The 16,575-nt window shown below is 64.1% G+C and carries 18 protein-coding genes and 1 tRNA gene; 6 read left to right on the top strand and 13 right to left on the bottom strand.

Features of this window, described 5'->3' with window-relative positions; translation table 11 throughout:
- Nucleotides 1–37: 37 nt before the first annotated feature.
- On the bottom strand, nt 38–898 hold the full coding sequence (locus ACVC7O_RS19310) for an N-formylglutamate amidohydrolase (protein WP_458323740.1): 861 nt from the start codon (nt 896–898) through the stop codon (nt 38–40).
- Between the two features lie 148 nt (nt 899–1,046).
- Between ACVC7O_RS19310 and ACVC7O_RS19315 the strand changes: the two genes are divergently transcribed.
- The 3 genes from ACVC7O_RS19315 to ACVC7O_RS19325 all read left to right on the top strand — a co-directional run bounded on the left by ACVC7O_RS19315 (nt 1,047) and on the right by ACVC7O_RS19325 (nt 2,199).
- Nucleotides 1,047–1,121: transfer RNA gene (locus ACVC7O_RS19315), tRNA-Val, on the top strand.
- Nucleotides 1,122–1,203: 82 nt separating this feature from the next.
- Nucleotides 1,204–1,329 (top strand): type B 50S ribosomal protein L36, encoded by a 126-nt coding sequence (gene ykgO / locus ACVC7O_RS19320; RefSeq protein ID WP_005850168.1) that lies wholly within the window; start codon nt 1,204–1,206, stop codon nt 1,327–1,329.
- 201 nt (nt 1,330–1,530) lie between these two features.
- Nucleotides 1,531–2,199, top strand: coding sequence for a L,D-transpeptidase (locus ACVC7O_RS19325; RefSeq protein WP_458323741.1), 669 nt, complete (start codon nt 1,531–1,533; stop codon nt 2,197–2,199).
- A gap of 10 nt (nt 2,200–2,209) precedes the next feature.
- On the opposite strand, the gene ACVC7O_RS19330 is transcribed toward ACVC7O_RS19325, so the two are convergent.
- From ACVC7O_RS19330 to ACVC7O_RS19345, 4 genes are all read right to left on the bottom strand, one after another.
- Nucleotides 2,210–2,491 (bottom strand): hypothetical protein, encoded by a 282-nt coding sequence (locus ACVC7O_RS19330; protein WP_458323742.1) that lies wholly within the window; start codon nt 2,489–2,491, stop codon nt 2,210–2,212.
- Nucleotides 2,492–2,733: 242 nt separating this feature from the next.
- Nucleotides 2,734–3,639 carry a hypothetical protein gene (locus ACVC7O_RS19335; protein WP_458323743.1) on the bottom strand — a complete coding sequence of 302 codons (906 nt, stop codon included), beginning with the start codon at nt 3,637–3,639 and terminating at the stop codon, nt 2,734–2,736.
- 316 nt (nt 3,640–3,955) lie between these two features.
- Nucleotides 3,956–4,732, bottom strand: a complete 777-nt coding sequence (locus ACVC7O_RS19340; protein WP_458323744.1) for an anti-sigma factor family protein — start codon at nt 4,730–4,732, stop codon at nt 3,956–3,958.
- A complete protein-coding gene (locus tag ACVC7O_RS19345; protein WP_458323745.1) occupies nt 4,729–5,229 on the bottom strand; it encodes an RNA polymerase sigma factor in 501 nt (166 codons plus the stop codon). The genes ACVC7O_RS19340 and ACVC7O_RS19345 overlap by 4 nt, the downstream gene beginning before the upstream one ends.
- 339 nt (nt 5,230–5,568) lie before the next feature.
- Between ACVC7O_RS19345 and ACVC7O_RS19350 the strand changes: the two genes are divergently transcribed.
- The 3 genes from ACVC7O_RS19350 to yghU all read left to right on the top strand — a co-directional run bounded on the left by ACVC7O_RS19350 (nt 5,569) and on the right by yghU (nt 8,579).
- Entirely contained in the window at nt 5,569–6,969 is a 1,401-nt protein-coding gene (locus ACVC7O_RS19350; protein ID WP_458323746.1) for a selenium-binding protein SBP56-related protein, read from the top strand.
- Between the two features lie 4 nt (nt 6,970–6,973).
- Nucleotides 6,974–7,633: a hypothetical protein gene (locus tag ACVC7O_RS19355; RefSeq protein WP_458323747.1), complete on the top strand. Its 660-nt coding sequence runs from the start codon at nt 6,974–6,976 to the stop codon at nt 7,631–7,633.
- A 76-nt stretch (nt 7,634–7,709) separates the two neighbouring features.
- Nucleotides 7,710–8,579 (top strand): glutathione-dependent disulfide-bond oxidoreductase, encoded by an 870-nt coding sequence (yghU, locus tag ACVC7O_RS19360; RefSeq protein WP_458323748.1) that lies wholly within the window; start codon nt 7,710–7,712, stop codon nt 8,577–8,579.
- A gap of 202 nt (nt 8,580–8,781) precedes the next feature.
- On the opposite strand, the gene ACVC7O_RS19365 is transcribed toward yghU, so the two are convergent.
- The 8 genes from ACVC7O_RS19365 to ACVC7O_RS19400 all read right to left on the bottom strand — a co-directional run bounded on the left by ACVC7O_RS19365 (nt 8,782) and on the right by ACVC7O_RS19400 (nt 16,532).
- Nucleotides 8,782–10,458, bottom strand: a complete 1,677-nt coding sequence (locus ACVC7O_RS19365; protein ID WP_458323749.1) for an ABC transporter permease — start codon at nt 10,456–10,458, stop codon at nt 8,782–8,784.
- Nucleotides 10,459–10,478: 20 nt separating this feature from the next.
- A complete protein-coding gene (locus ACVC7O_RS19370) occupies nt 10,479–11,324 on the bottom strand; it encodes an alpha/beta fold hydrolase (protein WP_458323750.1) in 846 nt (281 codons plus the stop codon).
- On the bottom strand, nt 11,321–12,514 hold the full coding sequence (locus ACVC7O_RS19375) for a phenylacetate--CoA ligase family protein (protein ID WP_458323751.1): 1,194 nt from the start codon (nt 12,512–12,514) through the stop codon (nt 11,321–11,323). The genes ACVC7O_RS19370 and ACVC7O_RS19375 overlap by 4 nt, the downstream gene beginning before the upstream one ends.
- Complete coding sequence (locus tag ACVC7O_RS19380; RefSeq protein ID WP_458323752.1) at nt 12,511–12,819, bottom strand: DUF6958 family protein; 309 nt, start codon at nt 12,817–12,819, stop codon at nt 12,511–12,513. The genes ACVC7O_RS19375 and ACVC7O_RS19380 overlap by 4 nt, the downstream gene beginning before the upstream one ends.
- On the bottom strand, nt 12,807–13,643 hold the full coding sequence (locus tag ACVC7O_RS19385; protein WP_458323753.1) for an ABC transporter ATP-binding protein: 837 nt from the start codon (nt 13,641–13,643) through the stop codon (nt 12,807–12,809). The genes ACVC7O_RS19380 and ACVC7O_RS19385 overlap by 13 nt, the downstream gene beginning before the upstream one ends.
- A gap of 69 nt (nt 13,644–13,712) precedes the next feature.
- On the bottom strand, nt 13,713–14,996 hold the full coding sequence (locus ACVC7O_RS19390; protein ID WP_458323754.1) for an ABC transporter substrate-binding protein: 1,284 nt from the start codon (nt 14,994–14,996) through the stop codon (nt 13,713–13,715).
- A gap of 96 nt (nt 14,997–15,092) precedes the next feature.
- Nucleotides 15,093–16,169 carry a branched-chain amino acid ABC transporter permease gene (locus ACVC7O_RS19395; RefSeq protein ID WP_458323755.1) on the bottom strand — a complete coding sequence of 359 codons (1,077 nt, stop codon included), beginning with the start codon at nt 16,167–16,169 and terminating at the stop codon, nt 15,093–15,095.
- Nucleotides 16,170–16,532 carry a GFA family protein gene (locus ACVC7O_RS19400; protein WP_458326118.1) on the bottom strand — a complete coding sequence of 121 codons (363 nt, stop codon included), beginning with the start codon at nt 16,530–16,532 and terminating at the stop codon, nt 16,170–16,172.
- Nucleotides 16,533–16,575 lie beyond the last annotated feature (43 nt).

The raw sequence follows: 16,575 nt of genomic DNA on the forward strand, positions 1-16,575 counted from the left end.
TTCCAGAAGTACTCTCGCCGAAGGCGAAAAGACCGCCCTACTCGGCGGCCAGCGGCATCCGCTCCTGCCCGATCTGCGCGATCTCGGCAATCACGCCCTTCAGCGTCCGCTGCACCTCGGTGAACCGGGGCGAGGGGCGCACCAGCGTCTCGTCCATGTAAATCGCCCGGTCGATCTCCACCTGCACCGCGTGCTGCCCGCGGCTCGGGCGACCGTAAGCCTGCGCCACATAGGCTCCGGCAAAGGGTGCGTTGCGCGTCACCACGAAGCCCGCCGCGGCAAAGGCCGCTTCCACGCGGTCGACCACATCCCCCCCGGCGGCGGCTCCAAACCTGTCACCCAGCACGATCTCGGGTCGCTTGGCGCCCGAGCGCGCGATACCCTGTACCGCCTCGTGCGGCATCGAATGGCAGTCGATCAGCACCGCCTGCCCGTGATGCCGCACCGCCTGGTCGAGCAGCGCCTGCAGCGTGTCATGATAAGGGTGCCAGTATTCATCCAGCCGCCGCTTGGCCTCCAGCATGCTGATCTTGCCGCGGTAAATCGCCCGACCATTCGCCACCACACGGGGAATCACCCCCAGGCCCGAGGCCACGCGCGGGTTGTGCCCACGCCGCCGCACGCCTTCGATCAGCGCCGGATCGAGCTCGTCACAGCTGCGGTTCAGATCGACAAAGGCCCGCGGCGCACCGGCTTTCAGAAAGGTGGCGCCAAACTGCGGCGCACAGTCGAAAAGCTGGTCGACAAAGGCGTCTTCGGACGAGCGGATCGCCAGCTCGTCAAGCACGCTCGAGCGCAACAGCGACCACGGATAGGTCCGCCCGCTGTGCGGAGAGGCAAAGACCACACAGGAGTGCGGTTTTTCGGGATAACTGACTTCAAACGCTGACTGTGACATACCTCTTCCTTCACCGCCGACCATAGCGCAGAAAAAGCGAAAACCAAAAGCCCTTGATCTTATCTTCGATAGCTTTTAAAGACCCGCTACCGGCGCGACCTCTCGCGCCCCATTTTATTTGGGGCTGGGGCAATTGCGCAGGTAGCAAGGGTGATTAGCTCAGCGGTAGAGCACTTCGTTGACATCGAAGGGGTCACTGGTTCGATCCCAGTATCGCCCACCACCTCATTCACCGGTCCGGCCTGCCGGACTGCCCGTAACCCCGGCGCTGGCCCGCGCGCCGACCGAGACAAAAGGAGAGGACCATGAAGGTTCGCAACTCGCTCCGCTCGCTCAAGAATCGGCACCGCGACTGCCGTGTTGTGCGTCGCAAAGGCCGCGTCTACGTGATCAACAAGACGCAGCGCCGGTTCAAAGCCCGCCAGGGCTGAACTTTGACAAATTGCAGCTAAAAAGCCGCGCCTTCGGGGGCGGTTTTTTCTTTGCCCGATGCAGTCCGGGCGCAATTTGCACGACTTTTATTGCACAAATGCGTGATTAACCGCTTTTCACCTCACTTCTGTCGTAAAGTCTGTGGAAACTAACAGGCACTATAACGCGTTGAGTGGATAGTAACCGAGGATCTGAGACTCATGTTAACGAGACGACATTTCATACACACGACCACGGCGCTGTTTTCGGCGGCCATTCCCGCATCGCTGATCGCAACCCCCGCGGACGCGGCGCGCAGCAACTGGGCCACCTGGGATGCACGGGTCACACCTGCGAACTACGACCCCGCCACCACGAATCCCTGGGGCCTGCACCCGCGCTTTCTGCCGACGCGGGTCGAGGCTAACGCCAGCCTGCGCCCGGGCGACATTCACGTCGATGCGGTGGCGCGCTATCTCTACCACGTCGGCAATGACGGCTCGGCCATGCGCTACGGTGTGGCGATCGCCCGCGGCAATCTCTACGAGCCCGGCGTCTACACGATCCGGCGCAAGGCGAAGTGGCCGAAATGGACACCGACCGCCGCGATGATCAAGCGCGAACCGCATCTCTATGAAGAGTTCGCTGACGGTGTGCCGGGCGGCCCGACCAACCCGCTGGGCTCGCGCGCGCTCTACCTCTTTGAAGGCAACCGCGACACCTACCTGCGCATCCACGGCACGCCCAGCCCCCGCTCCATCGGCGGGCGCGCGAGCTCCGGCTGCGTGCGGATGGTGATGGCCCATATCAACGGGCTCTACGAGAATGTCTCGACCGGCGTGACCGCGCATCTCTACCCGGCCGAAAGCTACGTCACCGCACGCAGCTGAGACGCCCTGATCACACCCCGGCTTCTGTCTCTTCTGATGGGAGCCGGGTGCAGATCGGGCTGCCTGCTTTGTTGCGCAGCGGCAGCAACGTGGTCTCCACCGGACCGACGTGGCGGTACCAGTAACAGCCGTCCTCCGGCTTGATCCGCACAGTTGTAAGGTCCTGGTTCGGCGCGGCCATCGCCACGACTTCCTCCGGCAGATTGCGGATCGGAGCGCCATTGCTCCCGGGCTCCGCGCAAGCGCCCAGCATAACAGTCAGGGCAAGCGGCCAAATCATCTGAGTTTTCATCTTCACGTCCATCACATGCTAGTTGATTGCTGTCCCACTCCCAGGCGGGGTGTCAACGCTCAACCTATGCGATGGGGATGTGAAAGACGTTAATGGCGGCTGTTTTGCAACGGGTTCGGCGTGGCCCTGTCCGACCAAGGGCAAGATGCCGGGATCGATGGGTCGCAACTGTCGAAGGTCGTCAAACCAATGATCCGATCCCGGCTGCGGCACCGGTGTTCAAGGCACCGGCGCCGATTCTGTCAGACCGCGCGACGGCGGCGACGGCCAACAGCGGCCCCGCCCAGCAGCGCCGACCCCAGCAGCCACACGCCCGCAGGCAGCGGCACCGCCGAGACCGTCGGCTCGCCAAAGATGAAGTCATCCATCGCCACGACATTCGCGCCGCTCGTGGCCTTGTCAAACGGGATGAACCCGGCCTGCACCGTAGCCCCGACGATGGTCGGCGCATCAAAGAGGATGCCGAGGAACGACAGCCCGCCCGGCCCGCTTGCTTCGACGTTATAGGACAGCGCTGGGGCGTCTTCGCCAATCGTCTGCCCCTCGAGGAACAGGCTGATCATCGCATCGGTCGTGGTGCTGCCGCCATCGGGCGTGGTGACCTCATTCACATTGGTGAAGACAATGCCCAACCCTTGCGTGGCCGCCGGGGTAATCTGATCAGCGGGGTCAAAGAACACCACGTCGAAGATCGTACCGCCCGTCGGCGCAAAAAGCCGCTCGGGGCTGAAAACGTTGAGATCCTCTTCGAACCCAAAGCGCACCGGCTCGCCGGAGGCTTCGGTACTGCTCAGTTGAAAGCCCTCGGCGTTCAGCTCTTCCGGGCCCGCATCGGGGTTTTCGGTCGGGCGGAACTCGATCCCACGGGCGCGCGGTGCGGCTCCGAAGTTGAAGAAATCGCCGGGAAAGGGGTTGGGGTCAGACACCGCATCGGGAGCGCCATCCCAGTCGATCTGCCGGCGCCCGCCATCGAAATTCTGCGGTTCATTTGCGTTCAGATCACCAAGGGCTGCGCGAAAGGCATCCACCTCGGCCTGAATGCTCGCCGCATCCGGGCCCGCGGCGCTGAAGATGATCGGGGTCGCCAGGGCGAGGGATGGCAGAAGAACCAATGCGGCCACCGTCGCGGAAAATCGGGTCGAAATCATATTACCTCCTGTAAGAATTTTTTTTGAAAAGCGTTGTGACGGGCGGGGGGTCTCGCACCCCACCCAAGCGGGTAGGTGCACAGGCCAAGGATCCGTCGAAACCCAACACGCGCGACCGGGCCTTTGCCCTGTCGCATCCTCCAAAACGTCACGCCGGAGGCACATAAGACGGTTCCTGTCATGGCCAGGCTCCTACCCGTTGTGACAAGCGACCAAACGACCACTTGCACGGGGGTTACACCTGACCGCGCAGAATTATTCCCGGTATCCGAGAATTTATTTCAAATTTACCAGAAATGGCCGCGGCGCGGTGCGGTCAGACCTGTGTGGCAGCAGCCTTGGCAATCGCGTCGAGGTCCGTACGGTCCTGATCGCCGACCACCACGAAATTCGCATCCGCCCCGCCCCAGGAGACCATGCTGAAGGCGCCGATGGTGCGTTCGGCAAAGCCGTCGCGCGGGGTGCCCGTCGCGATCAGGCACAGCGCCACGACCCGCGCATCAGCGTCGAGATACATGAGCTGCGCCACCGGCTTGCCCGCCGCCACCAGCAGCCGTGCGCCCTGGAACTCCAGACCCGCCGGGGACAGATCGGGGACGGCAACCGTGGCGCCGACGGTGTTGGTCAGCCAGGCCTCGATGTGCGCCTGCTCCGAGGCGGGCACTTCCACCAGATGCCGCGTCTGCCCCGCATAGACCGCGTGATACTCCGCGATATCCTCCAGCCACCCGGGCGCCGCGGCGATCTGCGGCGCCTGCGATTGCCCTGCCCAATATCCGCCGATGCCACCAATCATCAGCGCAATCAGCGCCGCAATCGTCGGCACCCAGGGCGCGCGGCGGCGCGGCTCCTCTTCGGTATTGGCAATCTCCGGCTCCGGCGCGTCCTGGATCAGCTTGGCCAGATCGAAGGGCACCGGGTCCTGCAGCATCGCCTCGAAATTGTCGCGCGCCGCCCGGTCGGCCTCGCGGATCGCCTCGAGTTCAGTCAGCAACTCGGGATCATTCTGCAGATCGCGCTCGACCTCGCGCACCTCCGCGTCGGAGAGCTCGCCATCAAGCAGGGCGCTCAGCTTTTCGCGATAATCGGTCAATGCACGCCTCCCCCGGTCTCGGCGATGGTCTTCGCCAGGGTCTTGCGCGCCCTGTACACGCGGCTCATCACGGTGCCCACGGGAATGTCCAGAAGCGCCGCCGCTTCTGCATAGCTATAGCCCTCAACCGACACGACCAGCAAGATCGTCGACAGATCGTCCGGCAGCGCGTCGATCTTTGTCTGCAGCTGCACCGCCGCCACGCGCGCCTCGCCCGTCTCGGTGGTGACCAGCTCCACACTCTCCTCCGCGGGCACATGCCCACCGCCCATACGCACCTGTCGCTTGCGCACTTCGTTGATCCACAGGTTGCGCGTGATGCGGAACATCCAGCGGTCCAGCGGCTGCGTCGGGTCCCACTGATGCGCGCGGCTCAGGGCGCGCAGGCAGGCGTCCTGCACCAGGTCATCCGCCTCCGGAACCGACCGTGTCAGCGTCCGGGCAAAGCGCCTCAGACGCGGCAGCAACGTGATCATTTCGCGCTTCAGGTCGGTCAAGGGGCCCCCGTTTCACAAACCCTGGTCTTGAAGCTTCGCGGGAATAATGAAGCGCAATCGGTGGCTTCGCAACCGGGTTCCGCATCCCGCCGCCACCTTCGGACTGGCTCCGCCCACCTGACCCACGGCCGCCCCAGGCGCTGGCCACCGGTGATGCGGTCTGAGTTAAGACGAAAGTGGCAAGTCCCGGCTAACCCCTTGCCGTGCAACGCAATCTCCCGGCCAGATCAAGCACAGATACACGGCGCGCGAGAAATCAATTGTCTGACATTTGATTCTGTGTCAGCTTTTTCCCGGGGGACGCCGCAGAGCATCCGCGTCCAACAGGGAGGAAAACAGATGAATTTAAGACCAGATCCAACATTTTATCCGACGCCTCAGATGGCCATGCAGGCGCCGGTCGAAACCTTGGCCTTCACGCTGATGCTGAGCCCCGATGGCTCACAACCCGATGGCCTCGCGGTGGTCGACGTCGATCCGAAGTCCGACACCTACGGCCAGATCGTGCACAGCCTCTTCATGCCGAACAAGGGCGACGAGTTTCACCACTTCGGCTGGAACGCCTGCTCCTCGGCGCTCTCGCCGCTCACGGGCCACGCCTTCCTTGAACGGCGCTACCTGATCATCCCCGGCATCCGCTCCAGCCGCATCTATGTGATCGACGTGAAAGAGCCGCTGAAGGCGAAAATCCACAAGATCATCGAGCCCGAAGAGCTGATGGCGAAAACGGGCTATTCGCGCCCGCACACGATCCATTGTGGCCCCGAAGGCATCTATGTCTCCACGCTCGGTGGCGGTGGCGAGGATGGCACCGATGGCCCTCCGGGCATCTTCATCATGGATTGCGAAACCTTCGAGATCCTCGGGCGCTACGAGATGGATCGCGGCGAACAAGACAAGCACTATGACTTCTGGTGGAACCTGCCGCGCGACTACATGGTCAGCTCCGAATGGGGCCTGCCGCCGCAGTTCGAAAACGGGATCGTGCCCGAAGATCTGCTCTCGAACAAATACGGTCACAAGATCCACTTCTGGAACCTGCGCGAGCGCAAAAACGTGCAGACGATCGATCTTGGCGCCAACCACCAGATGGCGCTGGAGATCCGCCCCGCGCACGACCCGGCGAAAGACTACGGGTTCGTCGGCGTCGTTGTGGATACAACAAACCTGCAGGGGGCGATCTTCACCTGGTGGCAGAAAGACGATGGCACCTTCGAGGCCAAGAAGACCATCACCATCGACCCGCACCCGGCTGATCCGGACGATCTGCCAGAACTGCTGAAAGGGTTCAGCGCGGTGCCCCCGCTGGTGACAGACATCGACCTCAGCCTCGACGACAAGTATCTGTACGTCGCCTGTTGGGGACAGGGTGAAATGCATCAGTATGACGTCTCCGACCCGATGAACCCGGTGCTGGCCGGCAAGGTCGAGATCGGCGGGATCGTGAAGAAGACCCCGCATCCGAACGGCAAGGAGTTCGGCTACGGCCCGCAGATGGTCGAGATCAGCCGCGACGGCAAGCGTGTCTACTGGACCAACTCGCTTTACTCGACCTGGGACGACCAGTTCTATCCCGGTGACCGCGGCGCGGCCATGGTCTGTGCCGATGTGGGCGAAAACGGCGGGCTGACCCTGAATGAAAACTTCTGGGTCGAGTTCCCCGAGGGCTATCGCAGCCACCAGATCCGGCTTGAGGGCGGCGACTGCTCGACCGACAGTTTCTGCTACCCCTCCGTCTAGCTGAATGGAGGGCATGAACACGGCGGCGTCGCTCTGGTCCGCCGTCGTGGTCTCGGGTCTTTATCACGGGGTCAACCCGGGCATGGGTTGGCCGCTCGCAGTGTCTGCCGCGCTGATGGCGCGCAACACCGGAAACCTCTACTCTGCCCTCGCCGCCCTCGCGGCGGGGCACATGCTGGCCATGGCCGCGATCCTCTTTCCCTTCTCCGCGCTGATGATGCTGGTCGAGTGGCAAGTGCAGATCCAGACCGGGGCCGCCTTGCTGGTCGTCGCCCTCGGGGTCTACCTGCTGATCAACCGCCGCCACCCGCGCTTTCTCGCCCGCGTCCCGCCCTCGCGCCTCGCACTCTGGTCGTTCCTCGCGGCCATGGCCCACGGCGCGGGGCTCATGCTCGTCCCGATCTATCTCGGCATCTGCGGCACGCTGGAGACCGACACTGGCCACGCCGCCGCCTATGATCTGATGTGGAACAACGCCACCGCCGCCCTCGCGGTGGCCCTCGCCCACACCGGTGCCATGGTGCTCGCAGGCGGTACCATCGCCGTCGGCGTCTACCACTGGCTTGGTCTGAAATTCCTGCAAAAAAGCTGGTTCAACCTCGACCTGATCTGGGCGCTCAGCCTGATCATCGTCGGCTTATTGGCACTGCTCACCGCACATTGATCCCGCAGACCTTGCCCTTGCTCTGGGGACCATCCACGATAGGTGGAGGTAAGATGTAACAAGGGAAAGGCCCGCCATGAGCACCACCGAATATACGCCGCCAAAAGTCTGGACATGGGACGAGGAGAGCGGCGGCACCTGGGCCAGCACCAACCGCCCCATCGCAGGCGCCACCCACGACAAGGCGCTGCCCGTGGGCAAGCACCCGCTGCAGCTCTATTCACTGGCCACGCCCAACGGCCAGAAGGTGACGATCATGCTCGAAGAGCTGCTGGCGCTTGGTCACGCGGGCGCCGAATACGACGCCTGGCTCATCCGCATCGGCGAGGGCGATCAGTTCGGCAGCGGCTTTGTGGAGGTCAACCCGAACTCCAAGATCCCCGCGATGTTCGACAAGGACACGGGCCTACGCGTCTTTGAGAGCGCCGCGATCCTGATGTATCTCGCCGAGAAGTTCGACAGCGCCTTCCTGCCCACCGAGCTCAAGGCCCGCACCGAATGCCTCAACTGGCTCTTCTGGCTCCAGGGGTCCGCGCCGTACCTCGGCGGTGGCTTCGGCCATTTCTACGCCTACGCGCCCTTCAAGCAGGAGTACCCGATCAACCGCTTCGCGATGGAGACCAAGCGCCAGCTCGACGTGCTCGACCGACACCTGGCCGATCATGAATACCTGGCAGGCGATACCTATACGATTGCCGATATGGTCACCTGGCCGTGGTATGGCCGCACTGTGCGGGGCGAAAGCTATGACGCAGGCGAGTTCCTCAGCGTGCATGAGTATCACAACGTGATCCGCTGGGAGAAACAGATCGGCGCGCGGGATGCGGTGAAGCGCGGCGTGAAAGTGAACAAGGTCAACGGCCCGCTCGACCAGCAACTCCACGAGCGCCACGACGCAAGCGATTTCGACACGAAGACTCAGGACAAGATCGGCGAAGAGGCCTAATAATCCGGGGCGCGCAACGCTCGGATGTTCCGCCCGGCTGAAAGGCCGGGCATCGCCCGACCTCCCCCCGGAGGGCGATTTTGACAGGTCGGAAACTGCACGACGTCAGCCTTTTTGGCGATGATCCACGCCGCAAATCCGGCACAAACGCCCTCCAGGTCGGGCGCTGCCCTCAGCGCCGAGGGACGGCCCAAGGCCCACCCTACCCGCGGCGGTGCCGTCCCACCTGGCGACAGATCAGGATCACGGGAAGGAGACCAATCGCCACGATCACCAGGCTCGGCACCGCAGCGCCCTCAAGGCGCTCGTCGCTTGCCAGCCGGTACGCCTGCACCGCCAGCGTGTCATAGTTGAAGGGCCGCATGATCAGCGTCGCGGGCAGCTCCTTCATCACATCCACAAAGACAATCAGCAATGCCGTCAACAAGCTCGGCGCCAGGATCGGCAGATGCACCCGCCGCAGCGTCCCCGTCGGCGTCTGCCCCAGCGACCGCGCCGCCGCATCCATATTCGCGGGCACCAGCGCCTGCCCGCCCTCATAGGCCCCCAAAGCCGCCGCCAGAAACCGCACCATATAGGCCGCCACCAGCAACCAGATCGACCCGGTGATGAGCAGCCCCGTCGAGACATCGAACCGCGCCCGCATGAACGCGTCGAGCGCATTGTCAAATGCCGCGAAGGGCACCAGCAACCCCACCGCAATCACGCCCCCCGGCACCGCATAGCCCAACCGCGCCACATAGCCCGCGCCATGGGACAGCCGCCCCGGGTTCAGCCGCTGAAAGAACCCCACCGTGATCGCCGCGCCCACGGTGCACACCGCGGCGACCGAGGCCAGCGTCAGCGAGTTCTGGATGAACCCCAGATAGCGCGGGCTCAGCAGGTTCTGCTCCGACCCGAGCCCCATGGAAAACAGGATCACCACCGGCAGCACCGCGCCCAAGAGCACCGGGATGCCGCAGAGGCCCGCCGCCAGCACCGCGCGGAGACCATGCAGGTCCGCAGGCTCCATCCGCTGCTGCCGCCGCGACGGGTCATGATACTTCGCCCCGCCCCGCTGCGCCCGCTCGAGAAACGCCAAGAGCAGCGCAAAGCTCAGCAGGCAAAGCGCCAGCTGCGCCGCGCCCGCCCGATCCGCGAGGGAGAACCAGCTTGTGTAAATCCCGGTCGCAAAGGTCTGCACGCCGAAATAGGCCACAGTGCCGAAATCCGCGATGGTCTCCATCACCGCCAGCAGCACACCGCCTGCAATCGCCGGGCGCGCGAGCGGCAGGCTGATCTTGAAAAACGCCGACCAGGCGCTTGCCCCCAGCGCCCGTGCCGCCAGAAAGGTCGTGGCACTCTGCTGCAGAAACGCCGCCCGCGCGAGCAGGTAGACGTAAGGGTAAAGCACAAGGATCAGCATCGCCGCCGCCCCGCCAACCGACCGCACATCGGGGAACCAGTAATCCCGCGGCCCCCAACCCGTCACATCGCGCAGCACCGTCTGCACGATGCCCGGGTGATCGAGCACATGGGTATAAGCATAGGCGAGCACATAGGCCGGAAAGGCCAGCGGCAGCACAAGTGCGATCTCAAAGAGCCGCACGCCCGGAAACCGCGTCATCGTGACCAGCCAGGCCGCGCCCACGCCCAGCGCAAAGGTGCCCGCCGACACCAGCAGCACCAGCCACAACGTCGTGGCCGTATAGCGCCACAGCACCGTGTCGATCAGGTGGCTCACCGTCTCCGTGCCACCGCTCAGCGCCGCAATCGCCACCGCCACCATGGGCAGCGCACACAATATCGCAAAGCCGACCGCCGCACCCGCCAGAACGCGCAGCCCCTCTGTGGGGCGGCGGCGCGGCGCAGGGGTGGCTAGGGAGGGCACGTCGGACATGAGGCCCTTTTTCGACAAATTTAGTCAGAAAGGCCAGAGCGTTCCTGCGAAGGCGCAGGCGCCCCCTCCAGGATGGCGCGCGCCAGGTCGAACACCGACGGGTCGGTCAGGAACAGCATATGCCCGTGCCCCGGAAACACCTGCAGCGCCACACCCCCCAGCCGATCGGCAAAGGCACGTGTCTGCGCGGTGGAGAACACCGGGTCTTCGGAGCCGATCAGCAGCGTCACATGCCCTGGCGCCGGCAAGCCCGCCTCCGGCCCCGTCCACCGTTTCAACCCCTGCGCATGGGCGCGCAGCAGCCCGCCCTCGGGGTAGACCATGCGCGGTGCGCGGGCTGCGACGATCTCCCGGCTGCGGTCGCGCGTGTCCGCATGGCGCAGCACCTCCCGCCCGAAGAGCAGCACCCGGTAGTATTCGAGCCACACCGCCCGCACCCGCGCCGCGCGCACACGCCACGCCGCGCCCAGAACATCACCCGTGGTCGCCAGCATCGTGCGCCATCCACCCGCCTGCGGCAGCCCCGGCGCAATCGCCACCGTGCGCACCTCCACCCCCAGCCGGGCGGCGGCCTCAAGGGCAATCGCCCCGCCCGTGGAAAACCCCAAAAGCCCAATCTGCTTCCTCGGATGCGCCCGTGCAAACGCCACGATCTGTTCCGCCGCCCCCGCGATGTCGAGCGGCGGAGACAGCGCCCGCCCATCGAGCCCGGGGAAAGGATAGAACACCGGCACCCAGCCGTGCCACGCCAAAACGGGGTCGAAAATCTCCACCCGCGTCAGCGCACCGGGCGCACAGATCACCAGCCGCTCCGCCGTCGCCACAGCTTCGGCATCATAGATAAATGACGGAAAAGACTGCGTCACTCGTAGCTGCGCTGGTCCTCGATCACCAACCCGTCGCGCGGCAGGCTGCCGGGGCTGACCACCTCAACCGCACCCTTGAGCTTCAGCACATCGACCACACTCTGCGAGAAGGCCTCCGCCGAGCCGCCCGCCGCCTCGACCTGCACGGTCATCGCATCCTGCGCTCCATCCCGGCTGGCAATCACGCGGGCCTTCACGATCTCGTCGTGCCGCGCCACGAGGGCTGCGACTTGTTCTGGCCGCACGAACATGCCCTTGATCTTCGTGGTCTGATCCGCCCGGCCCATCCATCCTTTGATCCGCCTATTGGTCCGCCCACAGGGGCTTTCGCCTGGCATCACCGCGCTGAGGTCCCCCGTCGCAAAGCGAATGAGCGGATAGTCCGGGTTCAGCGTGGTCACCACAACCTCGCCCACCTCGCCCTCGGCCACCGGATCACCGGTGCCGGGCGTCACGATCTCCACGATCACCCCTTCATCGAGGATCATCCCCTCCATCGCCGGGCTCTCATAGGCGATGTTCCCAAGATCAGCGGTGGCATAGCACTGCAGGCAGGCGATCCCGCGCTCGGCATACTCCGCCCGCATCGCCGGGAACAGCGCCCCGCCGCCCACTGCCGCCTTGGTGATGCCTAGCGAAACGCCCAGCTCATCGGCCTTGTCGAGGATCACCTTCAGATAATCCGGCGTGCCCGCATAAGCCGTCGTGCCCACCGCAGCGGCGGCCTGCACCTGCAACTCGGTCTGCCCGGTGCCCGCAGGCAGCACCATAGCACCCACGGCCCGCGCGCCGCTTTCAAAGATCATGCCCGCTGGCGTCAGGTGATAGCCAAAGCAGTTCTGCACCACATCCTCGGGCCCAATCCCCACGGCATGCAGAAACCGCCCCATCCGCCACCAATCATGGCTTATACCACCGGGCTCGTAGATCGGCCCGGGCGACTGAAACACATGCGCCGCATTGGCCACGGGAATGCCCCCAAAAGGCGGCTTCTCCGCCTGCCATGCCGCCAGATCAGACTTGCGCAGCACCGACAGCTTCGGCAAATCGTCAAGCCCCGCAATCTCGGCATCGGCCAAACAACTCTCCGCCGCCGCCCGCACCCGCGCCACCTGCGCGAGTAACGCCTCGGTCTGCGCCGCCGCCCGCGCATCCGCGCTGCGCGTCTCCAGCTCGTCGAAAAATGTCATCCTACCCACCTGATCTGCTGCGGCCCCTTGGCCGCCACGCGCGCCACCTCGCCGCGCACTTCCAGCTCCAGCTTCACGGTGATCACATGCCAGCCGAGCTTGCCCAGCGCCTGCGCCTCCTCCGCCGAAAGCCGCGCGCCCACCGCATCGCGCACATCGTTGTAGACTTGCGGCGTCCCATCACTGAGGATCTCAGCGATGTGCCCGCGGATCAGGTCAAACTTCCACGCCGGGACATTGGTCACGCCGTCGCGCCCCTCTGCGGGCGTGCGACAGGCAACCCGATCCTCGCTCACGACAGCCACCGCTTGCGCCTCCGGTAGCTGCGCACATCCCGGAAGGATTTCCGCCCTTCCTCGGACATGCCCAGATAGAACTCCTTCACATCCGGGTTCTCCCGCAGCTCCGCCGCGGGCCCGTCCATCACCACGCGACCGGATTCCAGAATATAGCCGTAATGCGCAAAGCGCAGCGCCACGTTGGTGTTCTGCTCCGCCAGCAAGATGGTCACGCCCTGCTCCTCGTTGATCGACTTCACGATCTCGAAAATCTGCTCCACCAGCTGCGGCGCCAACCCCATCGACGGCTCATCCAGCAACACCGTCTCCGGCTTCGACATCAGCGCGCGGCCAATCGCACACATCTGCTGCTCCCCGCCCGAGGTATAGCCCGCCTGAGACTTCCGCCGCTCCTTCAGCCGGGGAAAATACTCATAGACCATCTCCAGATCCGCCTGGATCGCCGCATTGCCGTCCTTGCGCGTGTACGCACCGGTCAGCAGATTTTCCTCGACGGTCAAATGCTCAAAGCAATGCCGCCCCTCCATCACCTGAACAACGCCACGCTTCACCGTCTCCGCTGGGTCCGCGTGGTGAATGGGCTCCCCATGATACTTGATCGAGCCCTTGGTGACCTCGCCACGCTCGGAAGCGAGCAACCCCGAAATCGCCTTCAGCGTCGTGGTCTTGCCCGCCCCGTTGCCACCCAGGAGCGCAGTGATGCCACCCTTCGGCACGGTCAGGCTCACCCCTTTCAGCACAAGGATCACGTGATTGTAGATCACCTCGATGTTGTTCACATCGAGCACCGTCTCCGCCGTGACCTGCGCCTGTGGCTCTGCATCCAGCATGGGCTTCACCCTTCCAGAAATACTCAAAATCCCCCGGCGGCAGCCTGCGCCACCGCCGGGAGATCAGGATCAGTTGCAGTTGCTCTCGATGTTGTTCTCCGCCTTATAGGCGGCGGAATCCTCATCGATCAGCGGCTGGATGATATCCATGTCCGTCGGCGCGAAATCCGCGATCTGCACGAACTCGCCTGCCGCCGCATCCCACTGCGTCACGGCCACAAGGCCCGCGCCGCCGTGGTTTTCACAAGAGACGGTGAACTCCGGCCCGAAGCCCGGCACACCATTGGCCGCCATGATCTCCTCGGTGATCACCAGGTTCTCCATGCCGTCCCGCATCATGCCAGAGGTGATGTCGGCCTCCCCGTGCATCTCCTGCGCGACCTTCACGGCTTCGGCGGCCAGCATCGCCGCATAGAGCCCGCGATTGTATGGCACTGTGCCGAGCTGGTCGCCCGCGCCGGCTGCCTTGCCCGCGTCCACCACATATTGCTTCAGATCGTCATAAAGCGGGAAATCATCCCCCACCGCCGACATCGACAGCGCCTTGTAGCCATTGGCCTTGTCGCCCGCCGGCTGCACGTCGATCTCCGCGCCCGACCACCAGATGCCGATGAAATTCTCCATCGGGAAACGGATGTTCGCGGCTTCCTGGATCGCCACCTGGTTCATCACGCCCCAGCCGTACATGATCACATTGTCCGGACGCTCGCGGCGGATCTGCAGCCATTGGCTCTTCTGCTCCTGACCGGGGTGATCGACGGCCAACAAGACCAGCTCAAACCCGTGCTTCTCGGACAGCTTCTCCAGCGTCCGGATGGGCTCCTTGCCGTAGGCGGAGTTGTGATAGACCAGCGCGATCTTCTTGCCCGAGATATCGCCGCCATTGACGTCGAGAATGTGGTTCACCGCCGCCGACGCCCCGTTCCAGTAGTTGGCCGGATAGTTGAACACATGGCTGAACACATCGCCGTTCGCCGCCGATGTCCGGCCATAGCCCATCGAGTGGATCGGAATGTCATCCGCCGTCGCTTTCGGGATCAGCTGATAGGTGATCCCGGTCGAGAGCGGCTGATAGACCAGCGCGCCTTCGCCCTTGGTGCTCTCATAGCACTCCACACCCTTCTCGGTGTTGTATCCCGTCTCGCATTCCACCACGCGGGTCATCACCCCGCCGATGCCGCCGTCGCGCTCATTCAGCAGCGTGAAGTAATCCGCATAGCCATCGGCGAACGGAATGCCCCCCGCCGCGTATGGCCCGGTGCGATAGCTGAGGCTCGGAAAGACAAGATCCGCCATCACGGGGCTTGCCGCCATCAGGCCGGCGACGGCCCAGGTGCCCAGTTTATAGTTCATCGGTGATACCTCCCTTGGTTTTTGTCCGATGTGCCGGTGGCCCGGCGCTGTTTTTTGTTGGGGGTGGCCTGAAAGCCCACCCCACCTGTCAGTTGCTCAGTGCGGGAACGGCCACAGCCGCAGCTTCTCCTTGGCCACCCGCCAGAGCTGCGCGAGCCCATGGGGTTCGGCAATGAGGAAGACGACGATCAAGCCGCCCACGATCACGAGGTTGAGATGCGCCACGATATCCGTGGGCCAGCCGAGCCAGTCGACCCCGATGATCTTCAGAAGCACCGGCAGAAGCACCAGGAACGCAGCACCCGCAAAGCTGCCGAAGATCGAGCCCAAGCCCCCGATGATGATCATGAAGAGCACGAGGAACGACTTGGTGATGCCGAAGGCCTCGCCCACCTCCACCGCGCCCAGATAGACCGCGAAGAAGAGCGCGCCCGAGATGCCCACAAAGAAGGAGCTCACCGCAAAGGCTGTCAACTTGGCCTTCAACGGGTTCACCCCGATGATCTCCGCCGCGATGTCCATATCGCGGATCGCCATCCACTGCCGCCCAACCGACCCGCGCGTCAGGTTCCGCGCGACCACGGCGGAGAAGATCGTGAAGATCAGGCAGAACATATAGGTCGCCCAGGCCTCCGTATTGGGCCCGGTGATCAGAATGCCGAAGGTGTCCCGCTCCGGCGCGTTGATCTGCCCCGAGGCGGAATAGTTGTAAAACCAGCTCACCTTGTTGAAGAGCCACACGAGGAAGAACTGCGCCGCCAGCGTCGCGACAGCCAGATAGAACCCCTTGATCCGCAAACTCGGCAGCCCGAAAAGCACGCCTACCATCGCCGTGATCCCGCCCGCCAGCAGCACATGGATGAACATGCTGACCTCGGGAAACCCGGTCATCAGCTTGTAGCAGGCATAGGCCCCCACAGCCATGAACCCACCCGTGCCGAGGCTCACCTGCCCACAATAGCCCACCAGGATGTTCAGCCCGATCGCCGCAATCGCATAGATCAGGAACGGCATGAAGATCGAATTCACCCAGTAGTCGTTGATCACGAAGGGGATGATCACCACCGCGATGAACAGCACCGCATAATACCGCCACCGGTCGAACTTGATCGGAAAGGTCTGGCTGTCCTGCGGATAGGTGGTGCTGAAATCCCCGGCTTCACGATAGAACATCTAGGCTGTCTCCTTACCGGTATTGTAACTCACACCGTCGAGCCATGGGACGGGGTCGAGGTCCGCCGGGTTCACCCCCTCGAGGCACCCCACGTTCACGCCGAAATCCGTGTTGTCCGAGCTGCGGCGATGATGCGTATAGCAGCCGCAGATCTTGCAGAAGTAATGCTCGGCGCCGCGCGGCCCGAACTGATAGAGCGTCAGCGCCGCGCCCTCGATCACCTGCAGATCGCCCTCGCGCACCGAAACGTTCATCGCCCCACGGCGCCGACAGAACGAGCAGTCACAGCGCCGTGCATCACCAAGCCCATTGGCCAGAACCACGCGCAACTCATTGGCGCCGCAATGACAGGTCAGGCGCATGGGGCGGCGGTCATTCATGCGGCGCACCCCCCTGGGACGCGCG

The organism is Roseobacter cerffii (assembly GCF_054226325.1).